Origin of the sequence: Pseudomonas sp. 29, from assembly GCF_002754355.1 — a bacterium.
Lineage (GTDB): Bacteria > Pseudomonadota > Gammaproteobacteria > Pseudomonadales > Pseudomonadaceae > Aquipseudomonas > Aquipseudomonas neuropathica.
On the sequence record NZ_PEEY01000001.1, the window covers coordinates 5,018,767 to 5,042,425 of the forward strand.

Genomic DNA, 23,659 nt, shown 5'->3' on the forward strand with positions numbered 1-23,659 from the left:
GCGCCAGCGCGCTAAATCATCACGTTTGTCATTCGTTCTTGTTGATACGACCGGGTCTCCTGGTCACGCCGCCGATCAGCAAGGACCCCATGCATGAATGCCGCAGACGCCCAGAAACTAGCCCGTCGCTTTATCGAACTGCCACAGGACAAACGCCGTTTGTTCCTCGCCGGCATGGCCCGTGAGGGCATCGATTTTGCGCAGCTTCCCATGACTGCCTGTGACGGAATCGCCGAGCGCGACGGGCTTTCGTACGCCCAGCAGCGGATGTGGTTTCTTTGGCAACTGGACCCGCACAGTGCCGCTTACAACTTGCCGATGGCGGTGCGCCTGACGGGTGACCTGCAAGCACAGGCGCTGGAGCAGGCGTTCAGTCTGCTGGCGGCGCGGCACGAGTGCTTGCGCACCACCTTCGGTCAGGAAGGTGAGCGCGCGTTTCAGCGCGTCGCCGAACCGCAGCCGTTGAAACTGCCGATCACTGATCTGAGTGCGCTGCCCGAGGCCCAGCGCTGGCCGCTGGCGCAGCAGCACATGATGGCTGAGGCCGCTCAGGCCTTCGATCTCGAGAACGGTCCGCTGCTCAGCCTGCGCCTTTTGCGCCTGGCCGAGCAGGAGCATGTGTTGCTGCTGACCTTGCACCACATCATCGCTGATGGCTGGTCGATGAACATTCTCATCGATGAATTCATGCGCACTTACGATGCTCTGGTGGCGGGGCGCGAGCCGTCATTGCCGGCACTTACCGTGCACTACCGCGATTTCGCCCTGTGGCAACGCAGTTGGCTGGAGGCCGGAGAGCGCGAGCGTCAGCTGGATTACTGGCGTGCACAATTGGGCGACGAGCATCCGCTGCTTGAGCTGCCGACCGATCGTGCCTATCCGGCGCAATCCAGTCATCAGGGCGCGCGTCTGGAAACGGTGATCGACGCAGCGCTGCGTCAAGCGCTGAAAAGCCTCGCGCAACGTCAGGGCGTGACGCTGTTTGTGGTGCTGTTGGCCGCGTTCAAAACGTTGCTGCATCGCTATAGCGGCCAGACCGATATTCGCGTCGGCGGGCTGATTGCCAACCGCACCCGCAGCGAAACCGAAGGGCTGATCGGCTTCTTCGTCAACACGCAGATTCTGCGCAGTGAAGTCACCGCACAAACCCGTTTTGCCGATCTGTTGCAGAGCCTGCGTCAGGCCGCGCTCGGTGCTCAGGTTCATCAGGATCTGCCGTTCGATGCCTTGATCGAAGCCTTACAACCGGCGCGCAGCCAAAGCCACAACCCGTTGTTCCAGGTGATGTTCAACCACCAGCCGCTGGTGACCGACTTGCACGATGTGCAACTGGAGTCCGGTTTGCAGGTGGGCTATTTGACTGAGGAGCAATTGGCCGGCAGCGGTCGCCAACATGCCGCCACCAGCGACCTGATGCTCGACACCCGCGAGGAGGGCGAGCAGTTGTTCGCGGCGTTCACCTACGCCACCGATATTTTTGATGCCGCGACCATTGCCGCGATGGCCGGGCATTGGCGCAACATCCTCGCGTCCGTGTGTCGCGATCCGCAGCAAGTCGTCGGCGAAGTCGAACTGCTGGCGCAGGCGGAACGTGCACAACTGATTCAGGCCACCGAAGCAGAACCTGAGTTCGCCAGCGTGCAGAGCCTGTTCGAAGCGCAAGTAGCGTGCACGCCACAGGCATCGGCAGTGATTCTGGCGACCGAGCCGTCGCCGGCACTCAGCTATGCCGAGTTGAACAGCCGCAGTAATCGTCTGGCCCATCAGTTGCGCGCTCGCGGTGTCGGCCCTGACGTGCTGGTCGGCGTGGCGCTGGGGCGCTCGCTGGAACTGGCGGTGGCATTGCTGGCGGTGCTCAAGGCCGGCGGCGCCTACGTGCCGCTGGATCCGCAAACCCCGGCCGAACGTTTGCGTCACGTACTCGATGACAGCGGTCTGAAACTGCTGCTGACCGATCGCGAAAGCCTCGCCAGCCTGCCGGATCTGGATGGCGTCGATTGCCTGTGCCTGGAGCAACTGGCCGAGAGTGATCGGGCCGACAATTTGCCGGTGATGGTCGCCGCGCAAAACCTCGCCTATGTGATTTACACCTCCGGTTCCACCGGGCGCCCGAAAGGTGTTGCGGTCAGCCACGGCGCGCTGAGTGAGTTCATCGCCCGTGCCATTGATTACAGCGACCTGCGCGAAGGCGATCGCGTTCTGCAGTTCGCCACCAGCAGCTTCGACGGCTTTGTCGAGCAGTTTTTCCCGCCGCTGTGCCACGGCGCCGCAGTCGTCCTGCGCGATGCGCGGTTGTGGGACAGCGCGGCGTTGCATCAAGTGATTGTCGATCACGGCATCACCCTGGCCGACTTGCCGGCCGCTTATTGGTATTGGCTGGTGCAGGAATATGCCGCTAATCCACCGAGCGGCTTCGGTGCGCTGCGGCAGATTCACGTCGGTGGTGAAGCGATGGCGGTGGACGGTTTGCGCCTTTGGCAACAGGTCGGTTTGGGCCATGTGCGCTTGCTCAATACCTACGGGCCGACCGAGGCCACCGTGGTTTCGACCATTCACGATTGCACGGCATTGACGGCAGACGCCGTGTCGTGGCGCGGCATTCCGATCGGCCACGGTCTCGACGCGCGGCGTTTATACGTGCTGGACGATGATTTGAACCTGCTGCCGCAAGGCGCGGTGGGCGAGTTGTACATCGGTGGTCCGGGCCTGGCGCGGGGTTATCACCGCCAGCCGATGCTCAGCGCCGAGCGTTTTATCGCCGACCCGTTTGCCGATGGCCAGCGCCTGTACCGCACCGGTGACCGCGCGCGCTTGCGACCTGACGGAGCCGTGGAGTACATCGGTCGGGTCGATCATCAAGTGAAGATTCGCGGTTTCCGCATCGAGCTGGGCGAAATCGAATCGCGCCTGCAGCAATGCCCTGGCGTTCGCGAAGCCGTGGTGCTGGCGGTGCCGCTCAGCGGCGGCCAGCAACTGGTGGCCTACGTAGTCGCCGATCAGGCCACGCTCGAAAACGCCGCGACGCAAGCGGCGTTCCGTCAGCAAATTCGCGCTGCCCTGCAAGCCCATTTGCCGGACTACATGGTGCCGGGCCACTTGCTGTTGCTGGCGAACCTGCCGCTGACACCCAGCGGCAAGCTCGATCGCAAGGCGTTGCCGGCGCCGGATCCGAGTCAACTGCAAGGCGACTATCGCCCGCCGCAAACAGTCACCGAACAACAACTGGCGCAGATCTGGGCGGATGTCCTGCAAGTTTCGCGGGTCGGTCTGGACGATCACTTCTTTGAACTGGGCGGCCATTCGTTGCTGGCGGCGCAGGTGATTGCGCGCATCAAAACTCAATTGGGCGTGGTGCTGCCGCTGCGCAGCCTGTTCGAGAAGCCGCTGCTGACCGAGCTGGCCGCCGTGCTGGCGCAACTGGCAGATGGCGCAACGAACGACGACTGGTCCGACATGGATCAGTTCATGAATGCTTTGGAAGGAGAAGAAGTATGAGCGGCACCATGGCGGAACGTATCGCGAAGAGGTTCGTCGGCTTGCCGCTGGAACAGCGTCGGCTGTTTCTGGCCAAATTGCGCGAAGATGGCAAGGACTTCAGCCTGTTGCCGCTGCCGGTCAGTCGTCACGATGTCGCGCCGATTCCGTTGTCGTTCGCTCAGCAGCGCCTGCTGTTTCTCTGGCAACTCGAACCGCAAAGCGCCGCCTACAACATGGCCGCCGGCCTGCGCCTGAGCGGGCGTCTGGACGAAGTGGCACTGCAGCGTTCGTTCGATCATCTGGTGGCGCGCCATGAGGTCCTGCGCACGGTGTTCCAGACTGACGGTGATCAGCCGCATCAGGTGATCCTTGCGCAGCAACCGCTGGCCGTGGAACGCATCGACCTGACGGACTTGCCGACAGCAGAACGCGAGCAAGCGTTGGCGCAACAGGTGCAGACCGTTACCGCACGACCATTCGATTTGCGCCACGGGCCGCTGCTGCGCGCCAGTCTGTTTGCCCTGGCCGACGAGGAATTCGTGCTGGTGGTGAGCATGCACCACATCGTCTCTGACGGCTGGTCGATGGACGTGATGGTCAAGGAATTCGTCCAGTGCTATCAGGCCTTCAGCCTCGAACGCGAACCGCAATTGCCGGCGCTGGCGCTGCAATACGCCGACTATGCAATCTGGCAACGCCGCTGGCTGGAAGCCGGCGAGGGCGAGCGTCAACTCGATTACTGGCGTCAGCAATTGGGTGAAGAGCATCCGCTGCTGGAAGTGGCACCGGACTTCGCCCGGCCACTGACGCAAAGCTTCGAAGGCCAGACCCTGAGTTTTGATTTCGGTGCGCCGCTGTCCCTGCAACTCAACGCTTTTGCCCGTAGCCAAGGCATCAGTCTGTTCATGCTGGTGCTGGCCGGGTTCTCGTTGTTCCTGTCGCGGCAGGCCGGGCAGCGCGACATTCGCGTCGGCGTGCCCAATGCCAACCGTGGCCGCGCTGAAGTCGAAGGGCTGATCGGCTTTTTCGTCAACACCCAAGTGCTGCGTTGCGAGGTGGATGAGCGCGGCAGTTTCGAGGATTTGCTGGCGCGGGTGCGTGAAGCTTCGTTCGGCGCGCAGGCGCATCAGGAGTTGCCGTTCGAGCAACTGGTGGACGAGTTGGTGGCTGAACGCACCCTCGGCCACAACCCGCTGTTCCAGGCCAAGTTCAACCAGAACGTCGGCATGCAGAAACAGCGCGCGATGGCTCTGCCGGGGCTGACGGTTGCCGAATATCCGCTGGACAAGGACGGCACTCACTTCGATCTGGCGCTGGACATCACCGATGACGGCACGCTGATTCACGGCCAGATGACTTATGCCAGCGACCTCTATCGCCCGCAGACCGTCGAAGCTTTCGTGCCGGCCTTGCTCGGTCTGTTCAGCGAATTGCTGAAAGCGCCGCAGGCACCGTTGCACCGTGTTGCGTTGATCTCGCCAGCGCCGCTCCCGGCACACGCCGAACCGGCGTTGTTGGTGTTGCAGCACTGGGATCGTGAAGTCGCGCGCCAGCCCGAAGCATTGGCCGCGCGCGACTTGAATCAGACCTTGAGTTTTCAGGCGCTGGATCAGGCGGCCAATCGACTGGCCCATCATTTGCGCGCCCAAGGCGTGCGCGACGGCGAGCCGGTGGCAGTGCTGATGGAGCGTTCGCTGGACTGGCTGACCTGTGTGCTGGCGATCTTCAAGGCGGGCGCGGTGTACATGCCGCTGGACGTCAAGGCGCCGGACGCACGTTTGCAGCAGATGCTCGGCGCTGCGAAAGCACGGCTGCTGTTGTGCGCCGAAGGCGATGCGCGTGTCTGCGCGCTGGCGGTCGATGGCTGTCAGGGCATCGCCTTTGCAGCGTTGCAGTGGCAGTCAATGCCGGACACTTGCCCAGCCGTGACGCGGTGCGCGCAATCACCGGCGTACGTGATTCACACCTCCGGTTCCACCGGGCAACCGAAAGGCGTACTGGTCAGCCACGGTGCGCTGGGCAGTTATGTGCGCGGAGTGCTGGAACGGATGGCGCCGACGGCGGACAGCAGCATGGCGCTGGTCTCGACCATCGCTGCGGATCTTGGTTTTACCGTGCTGTTCGGTGCGCTGTGTTCCGGGCGCCTGTTGCATGTCTTGCCGGAAGAGCTGGGTTTCGATCCGGACCGCTTTGCCGAGTACATGGCCGCGCATCAAGTGGGCATGCTGAAAATCGTCCCGGGCCATCTGGCCGCGTTATTACAGGCCGCGCGGGCTGCCGACGTGCTACCGGAACACGCGTTGATTGTCGGCGGTGAAGCGTGCTCGCCGGCGCTGGTCGAGCGCGTGCGCCAGCTCAAACCGGGCTGCCGCCTCATCAACCACTACGGGCCGAGTGAAACCACGGTGGGCGTGCTGGCCCATGAAGTCGGTGATCTGACCCTGACGCGCAGCGTACCGGTCGGTAGCGCACTGGCCGGCGCTCACGTTTACGTGCTCGACGATGTGCTGAACAACGTTGCCGATCAGGTGGCCGGCGAGTTGTATATCGGTGGTGACAGCGTGGCGCTGGGCTACCTGAATCAGCCGGGGCTGACGGCCGAGCGCTTCCTGCCCGATCCGTTTGGCGCGTCGGGTGCGCGGGTGTATCGCAGTGGTGACCGGGTACGCCGCAATCGTCAGCAAACGGTGGAATTCATCGGCCGCGCCGACGATCAGGTCAAGGTGCGCGGTTATCGCGTGGAGCCGGCGGAAGTCGCGCGGGTGTTGCTGGGCCTCGACGGTGTCAGTGAAGCGGCGGTGCTGGCGCTGTCACTGGATGACGACCCGACGCGTCTGCAACTGGTCGCGTGGTGTGTGCCGGCGGCGGGGCGGACCATGCAGGCGCAGGCGCAGGCGCTGCGCGAGCAATTGCAGGCGTGCCTGCCGGATTACATGGTTCCCGCGCAGATTGTGCTGCTGGAAACATTGCCACTGACGGCCAACGGCAAGCTCGACAAGCGTGCTTTGCCGGTGTCGGGCGTGGTCACTCAGCACTTCGTCGCGCCAGTGGGTGAAGTCGAAGAAAAACTCGCGGCGATCTGGGCCGATGTGCTCAAGCTTGAACGCGTGGGCAGCAGCGACAACTTCTTCGAACTGGGCGGTGACTCGATCCTCAGCCTGCAGATCATTGCCCGGGCCAAACGCCAGGGCATCAAGCTGAGCCCCAAGCAACTGTTCGAAAAACAGACCATCGGCCAACTGGCTGCGGTGGCCAAGTTGATCGAAGCCAAAGCCGTCGCGGCTGCGGCACCTGCTGCTCGCGGACCGTTGCCGTTGTTGCCGATTCAGGCACGTTTCTTCGCAACCGCGATTGCCCAGCGTCAGCACTGGAACCAGTCGGTGATGTTGCAGCCGACCACGCCGCTCGACGCCGCGCATCTGCGCACAGCGCTGGCGGCGTTGATCGAACAGCACGATGCGCTGGCGATGAATTTCCAGGCGTCCGCTGACACGTGGCAGGCAATGCCACAGCCCCAGCGTGATCCGCAGCTGTTGTGGGTGCGTGAGCTGGACAGCCTGGACGCTTTGCCGGCACTCGCCGACGACGCCCAGCGCAGTCTCGATCTGCAACAAGGGCACTTGGTGCGGGCGCTGCTGGTGAACCTGCCGAACGCTGAGCAACGCCTGTTGCTGGTTATCCATCACCTGGTGGTCGACGGTGTGTCGTGGCGCATTCTGCTGGAAGATCTGCAGCACGCTTACACTGCGCTGGCGGCGGGCACGCCGCTGGTCTTGCCGGGCAAAAGCAGCTCGCTGCACAGCTGGGCGGAGCATTTGCACCGTTACGGGCAAAGCGCAGCGCTGGCCGCTGAGAGCGCCTACTGGCGGCAAACCCTGGCGGCGGGCGACGCGCAACTGCCACGGGATTTCCCGCAGGACACCCAGACCCGCGCACAAGCGGCCCGGGCCAGCACGCGCTTGAGTCAGGCGCTGACCCATAAGCTGCTGAAAGTGGCGCCAGCGGCGTATCGCACGCAGATCAACGACCTGTTGCTGACGGCCCTGGCGCGGGTGTTGTGTGACTGGAGCGAACAGCCTTCGGTACTGATTCAGCTCGAAGGTCATGGTCGCGAAGATCTGTTCGACGACATCGACCTGAGCCGCACCGTGGGCTGGTTCAGCAGCCTGTTCCCGGTGCGCCTGACACCGGCGGCGACGCCAGGTGCGTCCCTCTGTGCGATCAAGGAACAACTGCGGGCGGTGCCGGGCAAAGGCATCGGGTTTGGTGTGCTGCGTTATCTGAGCCAATCCGCCGAGTTGCAGGGATTGCCGCAGCCGCGCGTGACCTTCAACTACCTCGGCCAGTTCGACGGCGCGTTCAACGCCGACGCGGGTGCGCTGTTCGTGCCAAGCGGCGAAAGCACCGGCGCCAATCAGGACGCGGCAGCGCCGCTGGGTAACTGGCTGAGCGTTGACGGTCAGGTCTACGGCGGTGAGCTGGAATTGACCTGGACCTTCGGCAGCGGCATGTATCGCGCAGAAACCGTCGCGGCGCTGGCCGAAGCCTATCGTCGCGAGCTGGAGCGTTTGATCGAACATTGCTGCGACAGTGGCGAGGCGGCTGTGACGCCGTCGGACTTCAGTCTGGTAACGCTGACCCAGGCACAACTGTCGGCGCTGCCGATCCCGGCCCGCGACATCGTCGACCTCTATCCGCTGTCGCCGATGCAGCAGGGCATTCTGTTCCACAGCGTCAACGATCCGGAAAGCCCGGCGTACACCAATCAATTGCGTGTGGATGTGCAACAACTCGACGTCGAGCGTTTCCGTCAGGCCTGGCAGCAAACCGTTGATGCCCACGAGATCCTGCGCACCGCATTTGTCTGGCCACAAGACGCTGGCGCCGCAGTACAAGTGGTGCGTCAAAGTGCGCAGATGCCATGGCGCGTGCAGGACTGGCGCGGTCGTGCTGACCTCGGCACGGCGCTGGAGCAACTGGCCAGCGAGGACTTGGCCAACGGTTTCGACCTGACTGGCGCGCCGCTGTTGCGGGTGACGCTGGTGCGCACCGACGAGGCCACGCATCACCTGATTTACAGCTGCCATCACATCCTCATGGACGGCTGGAGCACCTCGCAGTTGTTCGGCGAAGTGCTGCAGCGGTATGCCGGCATAACCCCGGTGGCCGGGCAGGGGCGTTATCGCGATTACATCGAATGGCTGGGTCAGCGCGATCAGAAGGCCAGCCGTGAGTTCTGGACGACGGCCCTCGCTGATCTTGATGAGCCGACGCGTCTGGCCAGTGCCGTGTCGGGCGGGCAGCACGCGGCCAGCGGTTACGCCGATCACGAGCATGTATTCAGCGAGACCTTGACCGCTGAGTTGAACCGCTTCGCCCGCGAGCAGAAAGTCACCCTCAATACCTTGGTGCAAGCGGCGTGGCTGGTGTTGTTGCAGCGTTATACCGGGCAGGACCATGTGGCCTTCGGCGCGACCGTCGCCGGGCGTCCGACGGATTTGCCGGGTGTCGAGCAGCAGATCGGTCTGTTCATCAACACCTTGCCGGTGGTCGCGGCGCCGTCCGCCGAGATCGCCGTCAGCCAGTGGCTGCAACAGGTGCAGGACGTCAATCTGGCCCTGCGTGAACACGAGCACACGCCGCTCTACGACATTCAGCGTTGGGCCGGTGCCGGTAACGGCGCGTTGTTCGACAGCATTCTGGTGTTCGAAAACTACCCGATGGCCGAAGCGCTGCAACAGGGCCCGGCCACCGGTCTGACGTTCTCGGCGATTCGTCGTCAGGAACAGACCAACTACCCGTTGACGCTGGTGGCGGTCACCGGACGTGAGCTGAGCCTGGGGATCAGTTACGACCGGGCCAGTTTCGATGCGGCCGCAATCAGCAGTTTGAGCGCGCAACTGGAGAGCCTGCTGACGCAGTTCCTCGCCGATGCTTCTCTGCCGCTGGGCGAGTTGCAATTGCTTGCAGAACCGCAGCGTCAACAAGCCATCGCTTGGGGCAAAGCTGACCTCACGGCAACGGACGCGTGTACGGTGCTGGAACACCTCGCCGCGCAAGTGCAGCGCCAACCGCAAGCGCACGCGGTGCTGTTCGCCGAACAACAGATCGATTACCAAAGCCTCGATGCTCGGGCCAATCGTCTGGCGCACAAGCTGCAGGCACTGGGCGTCGGGCCGGAAGTGCGCGTCGGCGTGTGCATGCGACGCACGCCAGATATGCTCGTGGCGTTGTTGGCCATTCTCAAGGCCGGTGGCGCGTATGTGCCGCTGGATCCGGACTACCCGCAGGAACGCTTGCTGCACATGCTCGATGACAGCCGCGCCGCCGTGCTGATCACCGAACCGGCCGCACTGGCGCTGTTGCCTGAAACCTTGAGCGCGCAGGTGCTGTTGGTGGACGAGGGTGCGTTGAGTTCGTTCCCGGCAACTGCGCCGCTGATGAATGTCACTGCGCAGAATCTGGCGTACGTCATCTACACCTCCGGTTCCACCGGCAAACCGAAAGGCGTAGCCATCACCCACGGCAACCTGTCGGCGCTGATTCAGTGGTCGGCCGGGGTCTATCGCGAAGAACAGTTGCGTGGCGTGCTGGCGTCGACGTCGATCTGCTTCGACCTGTCGGTCTGGGAGATCTTCGTCACCCTGGCTTGCGGGGGTTGCCTAGTGTTGGCGGACAATGCGCTGGCGCTGGCCGATTTGCCGGCCCGCGAACAGGTCACCCTGATCAACACGGTGCCGTCGGCGATTGCCGCGCTGCAACGGGCCGGGCAGATTCCGCTTTCGGTGGCGACCATCAACCTGGCCGGCGAACCGCTCAAGCAAAGCCTGGTCGACACGTTGTACGCGAGCACGTCGGTGCAACAGGTCTACGACCTCTACGGGCCGTCGGAAGACACCACCTATTCGACCTTCACCCTGCGCACCCCGCAGGGGCAGGCGAACATCGGCCGGCCGTTGCCGAACACCGTGGCCTATCTGCTCGACAGCCAGTTGCAAGTACTGCCGAGTGGCGTGCCTGCCGAGTTGTACCTGGGCGGTGCCGGTGTCACCCGGGGTTATCTGCTGCGCGCGGCACTGACCGCCGAGCGCTTTGTGCCGAACCCGTACGCCAGCAACGGCGAGCGCCTGTACCGCACTGGCGATCTGGTGCGCCAGGGCGGCGACGACAACATCGAGTACATCGGCCGGGCCGACCATCAGGTGAAGATTCGCGGCTTCCGTATCGAACTCAGCGAAATCGAAGCACGGCTGCTGGAGCAGGATGAGATCCGTGAAGCCGTGGTGCTCGCGCAGGACGGAGCCGCCGGCAAACACCTGCACGCCTATGTGGTGGTGGCGCAGGCAGTGGTCGATCAAACGGTGTTGGCGGAACGTTTGCGCAATGCGCTGGCCAGTCGCTTGCCGGCGCACATGGTGCCGGGCCACTTGCACCTGATCGACGCCATTCCGCTGACTCCCAACGGCAAGCTCGATCGCAAGGCGCTGATGGCCTTGGGCGACGGCCCGACGCAGCAGCACTATCAGGCGCCGCAAAGCGATTTGCAGTGGCAGGTGGCGACGATCTGGCAGGAGGTGCTGGAGGTCGAGCAGGTGGGCCTCGCGGACAACTTCTTCCAGCTCGGCGGGCATTCGTTGCTGGCCACGCTGGTGGTGACCCGGATCAAGGAACGTCTGGGCGACAAGGTGCCGCTTAAAGAGTTGTTCGAAACCGATACCCTCAAGGCGTTCTGCGCGCGAATCGAGGCTCTGCGCGTCGAAATGTCGCCCGTTCAGGATGAATTGGCTAAATCCCTGGAGGCCCTCAAACGTCTATCCCTCGATGATCTGGAAAAACTGATTTCTTGAGAGGGAAAAACGCGTGCAAGAGTTAATCGAGTCGGTAGGACAACTTTCGGCTAAGCAAAGAAAGGCTCTGGCGGTTCTGCTCAAGCAGAAAGGCGTCAACCTCTTTGACATTGCCCCGGTTTTCAAGCGCACGGCTGAAGAGCCGTTGCTGCTGTCCTACGCTCAGCAGCGCCAGTGGTTTCTCTGGCAGTGGGCGCCGCACAGTGCGGCCTACAACATTCCGACGGCCCTGCGTTTGCAGGGTCCGCTGGATGTCAGCGCGCTGGAGCGCAGCGTTCAGGCGCTGATCGAACGACACGAAACCTTGCGCACGGTGTTCTCCCAGGAAACCGCGCAACCTTTGCAAGTGGTCCTGCCTGCAGGGCCCTTTGCACTGGAGATCCATCAACTGAGCGCTGAGCTGGCCAACGACGCGGATGCCTCGATCCAGGCGTTCGTGCAGACCCAGAGCCAGAAAACTTTTGACCTGCAGCACGGCCCGCTCTTGCGCGCAGCGCTGCTGCAAGTCAGCCCCAATGACCATGTGCTGGTGCTGACCCTGCACCACATCGTCTCCGATGGCTGGTCGCTGCAAGTGATGATCGAGGAACTGGTGCAGCTCTACGCCGGTTTCAACCTCGATCACGACGCCGGTCTGCCGGCGCTGCCGATTCAATACGCCGACTACGCCTTGTGGCAGCGGCAGTGGATGGAGGCCGGTGAACAGGAGCGGCAACTGGCCTACTGGCAAGAGAAACTCGGTGGCGAACAACCGGTGCTGGAACTGCCGATGGATCGCCCGCGCACCATCGAGCAAAGCTTCGCCGGCGCCAGCCACAACCTGATTCTCGATCCGGCGCTGAGCAACGCGCTCAAAGCCTTCGCCCGGCAAGAAAACGTCACCCTGTTCGTGGTCTTGCTGGCCTCGTTCCAGGCCTTATTGCATCGCTACAGCGGTCAGGCTGACATCCGCGTCGGCGTGCCAAATGCTAACCGTGGCCGGGTAGAGATTGAGCGGCTGATCGGCTTCTTCGTCAACACTCAGGTGCTCAAGGCCGACATCGATGGGCAGATGTCCTTTGTCGATCTGCTGCGTCAGGTCAAACAGACCGCGCAAGAAGCGCAGGCCCATCAGGACTTGCCGTTCGAGCAACTGGTCGAAGCACTGGAACCGGGCCGCAGCCTCAGTCACAGCCCGCTGTTCCAGGTGATGTTCAACCATCAGGCCGAGCGCCGCGCGAGTGTCGAAACCCGTTTGAATGGCCTGAGCATCGAACCGCTGGAATGGCAGAGCCAGACCGCGCAGTTCGACCTGACCCTCAACACCACCGAACAAGCCCATGGCATCGAAGCCGTACTGAAATACGCCACCGATCTGTTCGACGCCGCGACCATTGAGCGTCTGGCACAACACTGGAATGCGCTGTTGCAGGCCATCGTCGCCGCGCCGACCCAGCGCATTGGCCAGTTGCCGATGCTCGATGCCGGCCAGCAGCAACAATTGCTGGCGCAGTGGAATCCCGAGCGCATCAAGCAACCGCTCGAGCAGTGCATTCACCAAGCCATTGAAGCGCAGGCCGAGCGTTATCCCGACGCGATCGCCGTGACGTACGACGGGCAACGCCTGACGTACGCCGGACTCAATCGCCGCGCCAATCAGTGGGCGCATGCGTTGATCGCGCGTGGCGTTGGCCCGGACGTGCGTGTTGGTGTCGCGGTCGAGCGTTCGCTGGACATGATTGTTGCCATCCTTGCCGTGCTCAAGGCCGGTGGCGCTTATGTGCCGCTGGATCCGGGCTACCCGGATGATCGCTTGAGCTACATGATCGCGGACAGCGGCATCGAGCTGCTGCTGACCCAGGGTCATCTGCTCGCGCAACTGCCGGTGCCACCGGGGCTGGCGTGCCTCGATCTGCATCAGGCGCCAGAGCCCGGCAATGAAACCAACCCGCCATGCCTGACCTCGCCGGACAGTCTGGCGTACGTCATTTACACCTCCGGTTCCACCGGTAAACCGAAAGGCGCATTGCTGCCGCACGGCAACGTCATGCGGCTGTTCAGCGCCACCGAACACTGGTTCGATTTCGGCCCGCAGGACAGCTGGACGCTGTTCCATTCCTACGCCTTTGACTTCTCGGTTTGGGAGATTTTCGGCGCGCTGTTGTATGGCGGCAAACTGGTGGTGGTGCCCCACGACGTCAGCCGTTCACCGGAGGATTTCTACACGCTGCTGTGCGATGAAAACGTCACCGTGTTGAACCAGACGCCGTCGGCGTTCAAGCCCTTGATGCAGGTCGCCAGCGAGTCATCGCGCAACAACGCTCTGCGCTACGTGGTGTTCGGCGGCGAGGCGCTGGAAGTGCAGAGCCTGCGCCCGTGGTTCGAACGTTTCGGCGACCGTGCGCCCACGCTGATCAACATGTATGGCATCACTGAAACCACCGTGCACGTGACCTACCGGCCGTTGTCGATGGCCGATCTTGAACAAAGCCATAGCAGCCCGATTGGCGAGCCGATTGTCGACCTGTCGTGGTACTTGCTCGATGGCTCGCTGAACCTGGTGCCACAAGGTTGCATCGGTGAGTTGTATATCGCCGGTGCCGGTCTGGCCCGGGGTTATCTGAATCAGGCCGGCATGACCGCCACACGTTTTGTGCCAGACCCCTTCAATCCGCAGGCCGGCGAGCGTCTGTATCGCACCGGCGACCTAGCGCGGCTGCGCGGCGACGGGGTGATCGAGTACATCGGGCGGATCGACCATCAGGTGAAGATTCGCGGTTTCCGTATCGAGCTTGGCGAAATCGAAGCGCAACTGCTCAAGCACGCCGACGTGCGCGAAGCGGTGGTGCTGGCGGTCGACGGTATCAGCGGCCAGCAACTGGCAACCTGGATTGTCGCCAACGAGGCGCTGGATACCGAAGGGCAGGGCACACTGCGCGATTCGATCAAGGCGCATCTGCGCGAAACCCTGCCGGATTACATGGTTCCGGTCAGTTGGGCGTTCCTTGAACGCCTGCCGCTGACGGCCAACGGCAAACTCGATCGCAAGCAACTGCCGCACCCGGAAGTTGCGCAGGCGCAAGAAGTCTATGCCGCACCGCGCAACGAACTGGAACAGCGTCTGGCCGAGATCTGGCAGGACGTGTTGAAGGTCGAGCGTGTCGGCCTCAACGACAACTTCTTCGAGCTGGGCGGCGACTCGATCATTTCGATTCAGGTGGTCAGCCGCGCGCGTCAGGCGGGCATTCGCTTCACCCCCAAAGACATCTTCCAGCATCAGACCGTGCAACGTCTGGCGACCGTCGCGCAACAGAGCGACGCGGTGCAAATGCAGCAGGGCGAAGTGCTCGGCGACGCAGTGCTGACACCGATCCAGCATTACTTTTTCAACAGCGACATTCCGGCGCGGCATCACTGGAACCAGTCGATCCTGCTGACCCCGGCCAGCGCACTGCACGCGGCGCCGCTGGAGCAGGCGCTGGTGCAGTTGCAGCGCCACCACGACGCCTTGCGCCTGCGTTACCGGCAAACCAACGATGGCTGGCAGCAGAGCCACGCGCCGGCGGATCAGGCGCAAACCTTGTTGCGCACGGTCACCCTGGACGACAGCGCAGCATTGCCAGCGCTGTGCCTGGACTTGCAACGCAGCCTCGATTTGCTCGATGGTCCGCTGATTCGTGCAGTGTTGGTTGACTTGCCGGACGCCACTCAGCGTCTGCTGCTGGTGATCCATCACCTGGTGGTCGATGGCGTGTCGTGGCGGATTCTGCTGGAAGATCTGCAAAGCGCTTATCAACAACTGAGCAGCGGTCAGGCTGTGCGTCTGCCGGCCAAGACCAGCGCGTTCAAGGATTGGGGCGAGCGTCTGCAGAAGCATGCCCGTAGCGCTGAACTGGAAAGCGAACTGGATTACTGGCGCGGGCAACTGCGCGATGAGTCGGTCGAACTGCCGCTGGACAACCCGCATGGCCAGTTGAGCAACCGTTTCGAGCGCAGCGTCGATACGCGTCTCGACGCCGAACGCACTCGCCAGTTGCTGCAACAGGCACCTGCGGTTTATCGCACCCAGGTCAACGACCTGCTGCTGACCGCGCTGGCCCGCGTGCTGTGCCAATGGACGAACACCGATAGCGCCCTGGTGCAGCTTGAAGGCCATGGTCGCGAAGACCTGTTCGATGACGTCGACCTCAGCCGCACGGTGGGTTGGTTCACCAGCATGTTCCCGGTGCGCCTGACCCCGGACGCCAGTCTGGAAACTTCGATCAAAGGCATCAAGGAACAACTGCGCGCGATCCCGAACAAAGGCCTCGGCTATGGCTTGCTGCGTCATCTGGGCAGCGCCGAGTCGCAAGGGGTCTTGAACGAACTGGCGCAACCGAAGGTGACGTTCAACTACCTCGGCCAGTTCGACAACAACTTCGATGAACACGCCCTGTGGGTGCCGGCCACTGAAGACAAGGGCGCCGGTCAGGACGAAAACGCGCCGATGGCCAACTGGCTGACCATCGATGGCCGGGTTTATCAGGGGCAGTTGAGCCTGACCTGGACCTACAGCGGTGATGTCTTCGAAGAGAGCACCATCAACGCGTTGGCCCGCGCCTACGAAGTGGCGCTGGGCGAGTTGATCGACCATTGCCTGAGCCATCCGAGCGGTGGTTTGACACCATCGGACGTGCCGTTGGCCGGGTTGTCCCAGGCGCATCTGGATAGCTTGCCGATCGCCGCCCAGCGCATCGAGGACATCTATCCACTGGCGCCGATGCAGCAAGGCATCCTGTTTCACAGCCTGTACGACGCCGATGCCAGCGCCTATGTCTATCAGATGCTGCTGGATATCGACGGCCTCGACGTGGCGCGTTTCCAGCAGGCCTGGCAGCGCGTGGTGGATCGCCATGAAGTGCTGCGTGCCGGTTTTATCTGGGGCCGCGATGGCCTCGATGCGCCGCTGCAAGTGATCAATCGCCAGTTGACCCTGGAAATGCCCGAAGTCGATGTGCGCGGTATGGCGGACTTGCCGGCCGTGCTCGAAGCGCGGGCGCAGGCTGATCGCGCACGCGGTTTCGATCTGCAGAATCCGCCGCTGCTGCGCCTGTGCCTGCTGCGCACGGCCGATGATCGCCATCGCCTGATTTTCACCTGCCACCATATCCTCATGGATGGCTGGAGCAACTCGCGGATGTTTGGCGAGGTGTTGCAGGATTACGCCGGTCAGCCGGTGCCAAGCGCGCAGGGCCGTTATCGCGACTTCCTCGTCTGGCTGCAAGGTCAGGACAAGGCGGGCGCAGAGGCATTCTGGCGCGGACAACTGGCCGCACTGGACGAACCGACCCGACTGGCTTCGGCCTGTCACGGGCGTACCGTGCCGGGGCCTGGCAAACAGATGCATCGCCTGCATTTCGACCAAGCCTTCACTCAGCGCCTGAACGGTTTCTCCCGTCAGCAGCAAGTGACCCTCAACAGTCTGGTGCAAGCCGCGTGGTTGCTGGTGTTGCAGCGCTACACCGGCCAGGCCACGGTAGCCTTTGGTGCGACTGTGTCCGGACGTCCGGTGGATCTGCCGGGCATCGAGCAGCAATTGGGCCTGTTCATCAACACCTTGCCGGTGATCGCCAGCCCGCAAGCCACGCTCAGCGTCGGCGACTGGGTGCGCAGCGTGCAGGACAAAAACCTGTTGCTGCGCGACTACGAGCAGACGCCGTTGCAGGACATCCAGCGTCTGGCCCAGCTGAGCGGCGAAGCGTTGTTCGACACCTTGCTGGTGTTTGAAAACTATCCGGTGTCCGAAGCGCTGGAAGCCAATCCGGGCGGTCTGCGTTTCGCTGGCCTGGAGCATCGCGAGCAAACCAACTACGGCCTGACCCTGATCGCCGGGGCCAGCGATGTCTTGAACCTGGACTTCAACTACCTCACCGAACACTTTGCCGAACGCAGCGTGCTAGGTCTGGCGGGGCATCTGGAAGAAGTGCTGCGTCAATTCATCGAGGCGCCGCAGCGTCTGCTCGGTGAGATCGGCCTGTTGCCACTCGCCGAACGCCAGACCCTGGCGCAATGGAACGACCATCAGGCCGCGTATCCGGCTGAGCGGTTGATCCCGCAAAGTTTTGAACGTCGCGTCGCGGCACATCCGCAGGCACTGGCGCTGAGTCATGCCGGCTTCGCCCTGAGCTATGCCGAGCTCAATCAACGCGCCAACCAGTTGGCTCATCATCTTGTCGCACTGGGTGTCGGTGCGGAAATCCGTGTAGGCGTGGCGATGCCGCGTTCGGCGGAGCTGGTCATTGCCCTGATGGCGGTGCTCAAGGCCGGTGGCACCTATGTGCCGCTGGACCCGGATTACCCGGCGGATCGCGTGGCCTACATGCTCGACGACAGTCAGGCGAAAGTATTGCTGACGCAGCAGTCGCTGCTGGCGCAACTGCCGCAGACCGATGCGCAGGTGGTGCTGGTCGAGGCGGGTGGTGCAGCATTTGCCGAGCAGCCTGCGGACAATCTTCCTGCGCGCGGGGATTCAGCCAATCTGGCCTACGTGATCTACACCTCCGGCTCTACCGGCAAGCCGAAAGGCGTGGCCATTGCCCATCGCAACGTGCAGGCGCTGATTCACTGGTCCGCCGAGGTCTACAGCGAAGACGATCTGCAAGGGGGGCTGGCGTCGACGTCGGTGTGCTTCGACCTGTCGGTGTGGGAGATCTTCGTCACCCTCGCACGCGGCGGCTCGATCGTCATGGCGCGCAATGCCCTGGAACTGCCGGACTTGCCCGAGCGCGATCAGGTGCGCCTGATCAACACCGTGCCGTCGGCGATTGCCGCGCTACAACGCACCGGGCAAATTCCGCCGGGCGTGCGCATTATCAACCTCGCCGGCGAGCCACTGAAGCAGAGCCTGGTAGACACGCTCTACCGCGAAACGGCGGTGGCGCACGTCTACGACCTGTACGGGCCGTCGGAAGACACCACCTATTCGACCTGCACCCGCCGCGAACTGGGTGGTCAGGCGAATATCGGCCGGCCGCTGGTCAACACCACGGCGTATATGCTCGACGGTCAATTGCAGCAAGCGCCGCTGGGCGTGGCGGCTGAGCTGTATCTGGCCGGCGACGGCATCACCCGTGGCTACCTGTTCCGCCCGGGCCTGACCGCCGAACGTTTCGTGCCCAATCCATTCTCGAGCAGCGGCGAACGCATGTACCGCACCGGCGACCTTACTCGCTTCAGCGATGACGGCCGGATCGAATACGTCGGCCGCATCGATCATCAGGTCAAGGTGCGCGGTTTCCGCATCGAACTGGGTGAAATCGAAGCGCGTCTGCTCGCTCAGGACAGCGTGCGCGAAGGCGTGGTGCTGGCGGTGGATGGCCACAGCGGTCAGCAACTGGTGGCGTATGTGGTGCCGAGTGACAGCAGCCTCAGCCTCGAACAATTGGATGATTTGAGTGAAACGCTGCAGGCCGCGTTGAAGGCGCATCTGCCGGACTACATGGTGCCGGCGCTGTGGCTGTTCCTCGAACAGTTGCCGCTGACCCCCAACGGAAAACTCGACCGCAAAGCCTTGCCTGCAGCGGACCTCAGCCAGTCGCAGCGCGAATACGTGGCGCCGTCGACGCCGCTGGAGCAGCAACTCGCCGAGGTCTGGCAGGACATTCTGAAGATCGAACGGGTCGGCGTGACCGACAACTACTTTGCGCTGGGCGGCGATTCGATCATCTCGATTCAACTGGTCAGCCGTGCGCGCCAGCAGGGGATTCGCTTCACCCCCAAAGACCTGTTCCAGCAGCAGACCGTGCAGAAGCTCGCCGCTGTGGTTGCGCTCGAGTCGTCGACCGACGAGGCGCCGGCGGATTATCCGCTGGCGCAACTCGATCAGGCGCAGCTCGATGCGTTGCCGGTGCCGGCCGACCAGATCGAGGATGTCTACCCGCTGTCGCCGATGCAGGAAGGCATGCTCTTTCACACTCTGTCGGATAACGGCAGCAGCCTTTACGTGCAACAGGTCAGCCTGCCGATCAAGGGCCTGGACGTGGAGCGCTTCCGTCAGGCGTGGGAATTTGTCATCGCCCGTCAGGCGATTCTGCGCACCAGTTTCCATTGGCAGGACGGCCTGGCCAAACCGTTGCAGGTGGTGCATCGCCATGCGCCGTTGCAAATGCAGGTGCTCGATTGGCGTGAGCGCGAAACCAGTGAAGAACTGATTGCCGAGTTCGCCAGCGATGACCGTGCGCTCGGTTTCAATCTGGTCGATGCGCGTTTGTTGCGGGTGACCCTGCTGCGCCTGAGCGACGATCAGTACCAGATGATCTGGACCAGCCACCACATCCTCATGGACGGCTGGAGCAGTTCGCGGCTGTTCGGTGAGGTGCTGCAGTATTACGCCAAGGGCGTAATCATCGGCGAGAACGGTCGTTACCGCGACTTTATCGCCTGGTTGCAGGCGCAGGATCAGGACGCTCAGGAGCTGTTCTGGAAGGCGCGGCTGGCGGCGGTCAACGAGCCGACGGCACTGAGCCAGGCGATGCACCCGCGCCACAGCGCCGATGTCGCCGGTCACGATGCGATCTATTCGAACTGGGATAAAGCGCAGACCGCGCGGCTGTTGCAGTTCTGTCGCGACCTGCGCATCACCCCCAACACGCTGATTCAGGGTGCATGGTTGCTGCTGTTGCAACGCTACACCGGGCAGCAGACGGTGACCTTTGGCGCCACGGTGTCGGGGCGTCCGGAAAGTCTGGCGAATGTCGGCAACATGCTCGGTCTGTTTATCAACACCTTGCCGATCATTCAGACCCCGCAAGCCGATCAGCGTCTGGCTGACTGGCTGGGCGAAGTGCAGGCCTACAACCTCGACATCCGTGATTATTCCCAGGCGCCGCTGGCGGATGTACAGCGCTGGTCCAGCCTCGGTGGGCAGGCGTTGTTCGACAGCATCGTGGTGTTCGAAAACTTCCCGATCGACGATCGCTTGCAGGAAGACAACGACACCGATCTGACCTTCGGCAAATCCATCGGCCATGGCGTGACCAACGTGCCGATGGACCTCGCGGTGATGCTTGGCGACGAGTTGTCGATCGAATACCTGTACCTGCGCAGCCACTTCAGCGCCGAGGCGGTTGTCGGTATTCGCCAGACCATGGAAAACACCCTCGCCGCGATGCTGGCGGCGCCGTACGAGCGCCTCGGTAATTTGCAGCGCCTGAGCGGCGAGCAATGGCAAGCGGCGCAAGCCTGGAGCGCCGAGCCGACGCACACCCATCAAGCCGCGCTGTTGCCGGAACTGATCAGCCGTCACGCGCAACAGCAGCCGCAGGCCATCGCCCTGCAATGCGCCGGAATGAACCTGACCTACGCCGAACTCGAGCAACGGGCCAATCGACTGGCGCACTGCCTGATCGAACACGGCGCCGGGCCGGAAGTGGTGATCGGCGTGGCCTTGCCACGCTCGCTGGAAATGGTCGTGAGCTTCCTCGCCGTGCTCAAGAGCGGGGCGGCGTACGTGCCGCTGGACATCGACTATCCGCCGGAGCGTCTGGCCTACATGATCGAAGATTCCGGCATGGCGCTGTTGCTGACCCAGAGCAGTCTGCGCAGCACGTTGCCGGCGCCGCAAGGCCTGCTGCGCCTGGAAATCGATCACCTCGATGAAAGCCGCTACGCCGACCACGCCCCCGAACGTCGCGTGCAGGAGCAGGGCCTGGCCTATTTGGTCTACACCTCGGGTTCCACCGGCCGGCCGAAAGGCGTCGCGGTGACCCAAGGCCCGCTGAGCATGCACTGTCAGGCCATCGCCGAGCTGTACGAAATGGACGCCAGCAGTTGCGAGCTGCACTTTATGTCGTTCGCCTTCGACGGGGCCCATGAGCGCTGGTTGAGCACCTTGTACAGCGGCGGTCGTCTGCTGATTCGCGACGGTTGCCTGTGGACACCGGAGCAGACCTATCAGGCGCTGCACGACTACGGCATCACCATTGCCTGCTTCCCGCCGGCCTATCTCAAGCAACTGGCCGAGTACGCGGCGGCCAGCGGCATTGCGCCGCCACCCGTGCGCATCTATTGCTTCGGCGGTGACGCGGTGCCGGATCAGACCTTCGAGCAGGTCAAGGCTGCGCTGCGTCCGCAGTACTTCACCAACGGCTACGGCCCGACCGAAACCGTGGTCACACCGATGCTCTGGAAAGTCCCGGTCAGCCAGCATTGCGAAGCGGCGTACGCGCCGATCGGCCGTGCCGTGGGCGCGCGCTCGCTGTACGTGCTGGACGAAGACCTGAACCCGCTGCCGCCAGGCTTTGCCGGTGAGCTGTACATCGGCGGCTATGGCGTCGCCCGGGGTTATCACGGCCGTCCGGACCTGACCTGCGAGCGCTTCGTGCCCAACCCGTTCGCGGCGGGCGAGCGCCTGTATCGCAGCGGCGATCTGGTGCGTTTACGCGCCGACGGTGTGGTCGATTACGTCGGCCGCATCGACCATCAGGTCAAGGTGCGCGGCTTCCGCATCGAACTGGGTGAAGTCGAGGCCAGTCTGCGCCAGTTGCCGTCGGTCACCGATGCACTGGTGATCGCCCGCGACAATGCCTCGGGCAAGCAACTGATCGGTTATGTGGTCACCGCAAGCGGCGAGGACATCGGCGATGAACTCAAGGCGGGCCTGCGCGCCTCGTTGCCGGAATACATGGTGCCGGCGCAGATCGTCTGCCTGAACGCTTTCCCGGTAACGCCTAACGGCAAGCTCGATCGCAAGGCGCTGCCGGAACCGGAATTCAAAACCGAAGAATACGTCGCCCCGCGCAACGAGCAGGAAAGCCTGCTCGCGGACATCTGGGCGCAGGTGCTGCAGGTCGAACAAGTGGGCATCAGCGACAACTTCTTCGAACTGGGCGGCGATTCGATTCTGAGTTTGCAAGTGATCTCCCGCGTCAGAAACCACCCGACGTTGCAGATGGATCTCAAGCTGCGCGACCTGATGCGTTATCAGACCATCGCCGGCATCGTCGAGCAGGAAGCGGCGAAGGAAGGCACGGCACAACCGCAGACGGACGTCACGCACGTGGCCGCCGAGGGCCTGTTCAATCTCTTGCCGATTCAGGAGTGGTTCTTTGCCGAAGGCATGGCCGAGGCGCATCACTACAACCAGTCATTGCTGTTGAGTGCACGCCAGCCGCTGGACCTCGATGCACTCGAGCAGGCATTGGGCTGGATCGCGCAACATCACGACTCGTTGCGCCTGCGTTTCTCCCACGAAGGCGGGCGCTGGATGCAGCGTTACTGCGACCTCAGTGAACAGGGCGAGACGTTGCTCTGGCGCCGCGAGGCGGACAACAGCGAGCAGGTCGAAGCCTTGGCCAACCTTGCCCAGCGCAGCTTGAAACTCGATGACGGGCCGGTCTGGCGAGTGATGCACGTCGCCTTGCCGGATGGCCAGGCGCGCCTGCTGGTGGTGATTCATCACTTGGTGGTCGACACCGTGTCGTGGCGAATTCTGCTTGATGATTTGAAAGTGGCGTACGAGGCGTGCGTGCAGGGGCTGCAGCCGAAACTGCCGATTCGCACCAGCAGTTACCGATCGTTCGCCGAAGCCTTGCAGGCGCAGGCGCCGGTGATTGCCGAGCAGGAACTGGGGTATTGGCTGGAGCAACTGGATCAGCCGGGCGTCGATTTGCCATGCGACAACCTGCGCGGCAAAAACCTCGTGCGTCAGCAGGCACAGGCGCGGCTCAAATTGTCCCGCGAGCACACGGAACAACTGCTCAAACAGGCCCCGGCGGTGTATGGCACGCAGATCAACGACCTGCTGTTGTCGGCGCTCAGCCGTGCCCTGTGCCGCTGGAGTCAACAACCGTCGGCGCTGATCCTGCTCGAAGGCCATGGTCGTGAAGACCTGTTCGAGTCCATCGACCTGAGCCGCAGCCTCGGCTGGTTTACCAGCATGTTCCCGGTGCGTTTGCGCCCGGACAGCGACGACATCGGTCAGTCGATCGTCAATGTGCAGGCACAGTTGGCGGCAGTCCCGCAGAAAGGCATCGGCTATGGCGTGTTGCGGCATCTGGCAGGCGCTGAGGTGTCGAGGCAACTGGCCGAGCTGCCGCAAGCGCGGGTCACGTTCAACTACCTGGGGCAATTCGACCAGAGCTTCGACGAGCAGGCGCTGCTGGTGCCGGCGCTGGAAGAAACCGGTGACAACTACAGCCTCAAAGCCAATCTGGGCAACTGGCTGGAAATTGTCGGCCAGGTCTATGACGGTCAGTTGGCCTTGCGTTGCATCTACAGCAGCCAGCGCTATCGCGCCGGCACCATGGATGCCTTGATGAGCGATTACCAGTGTGAGCTGGAAGCGTTGATCGAACATTGCATGGCACGCGCGGGCTGAT

The 23,659-nt window shown here is 63.0% G+C and carries 3 protein-coding genes; all 3 read left to right on the forward strand.

Features of this window, described 5'->3' with window-relative positions:
• The first annotated feature begins 93 nt into the window (after window positions 1-93).
• The 3 genes from CLU80_RS23305 to CLU80_RS23315 are packed head-to-tail and all read left to right on the forward strand — an operon-like array spanning window position 94 to window position 23,658.
• Window positions 94-3,495 carry a non-ribosomal peptide synthetase gene (locus tag CLU80_RS23305; RefSeq protein ID WP_099758495.1) on the forward strand — a complete coding sequence of 1,134 codons (3,402 nt, stop codon included), beginning with the start codon at window positions 94-96 and terminating at the stop codon, window positions 3,493-3,495.
• Window positions 3,492-11,324 carry a non-ribosomal peptide synthetase gene (locus tag CLU80_RS23310; protein ID WP_099758496.1) on the forward strand — a complete coding sequence of 2,611 codons (7,833 nt, stop codon included), beginning with the start codon at window positions 3,492-3,494 and terminating at the stop codon, window positions 11,322-11,324. Before CLU80_RS23305 ends, CLU80_RS23310 begins: the two co-directional genes overlap by 4 nt.
• Before the next feature lie 13 nt (window positions 11,325-11,337).
• The gene (locus CLU80_RS23315) at window positions 11,338-23,658 is read left to right on the forward strand and encodes a non-ribosomal peptide synthetase (protein ID WP_099758497.1); all 12,321 of its coding nucleotides are present in this window, start codon (window positions 11,338-11,340) and stop codon (window positions 23,656-23,658) included.
• The last annotated feature ends 1 nt before the right edge of the window (window position 23,659 follow it).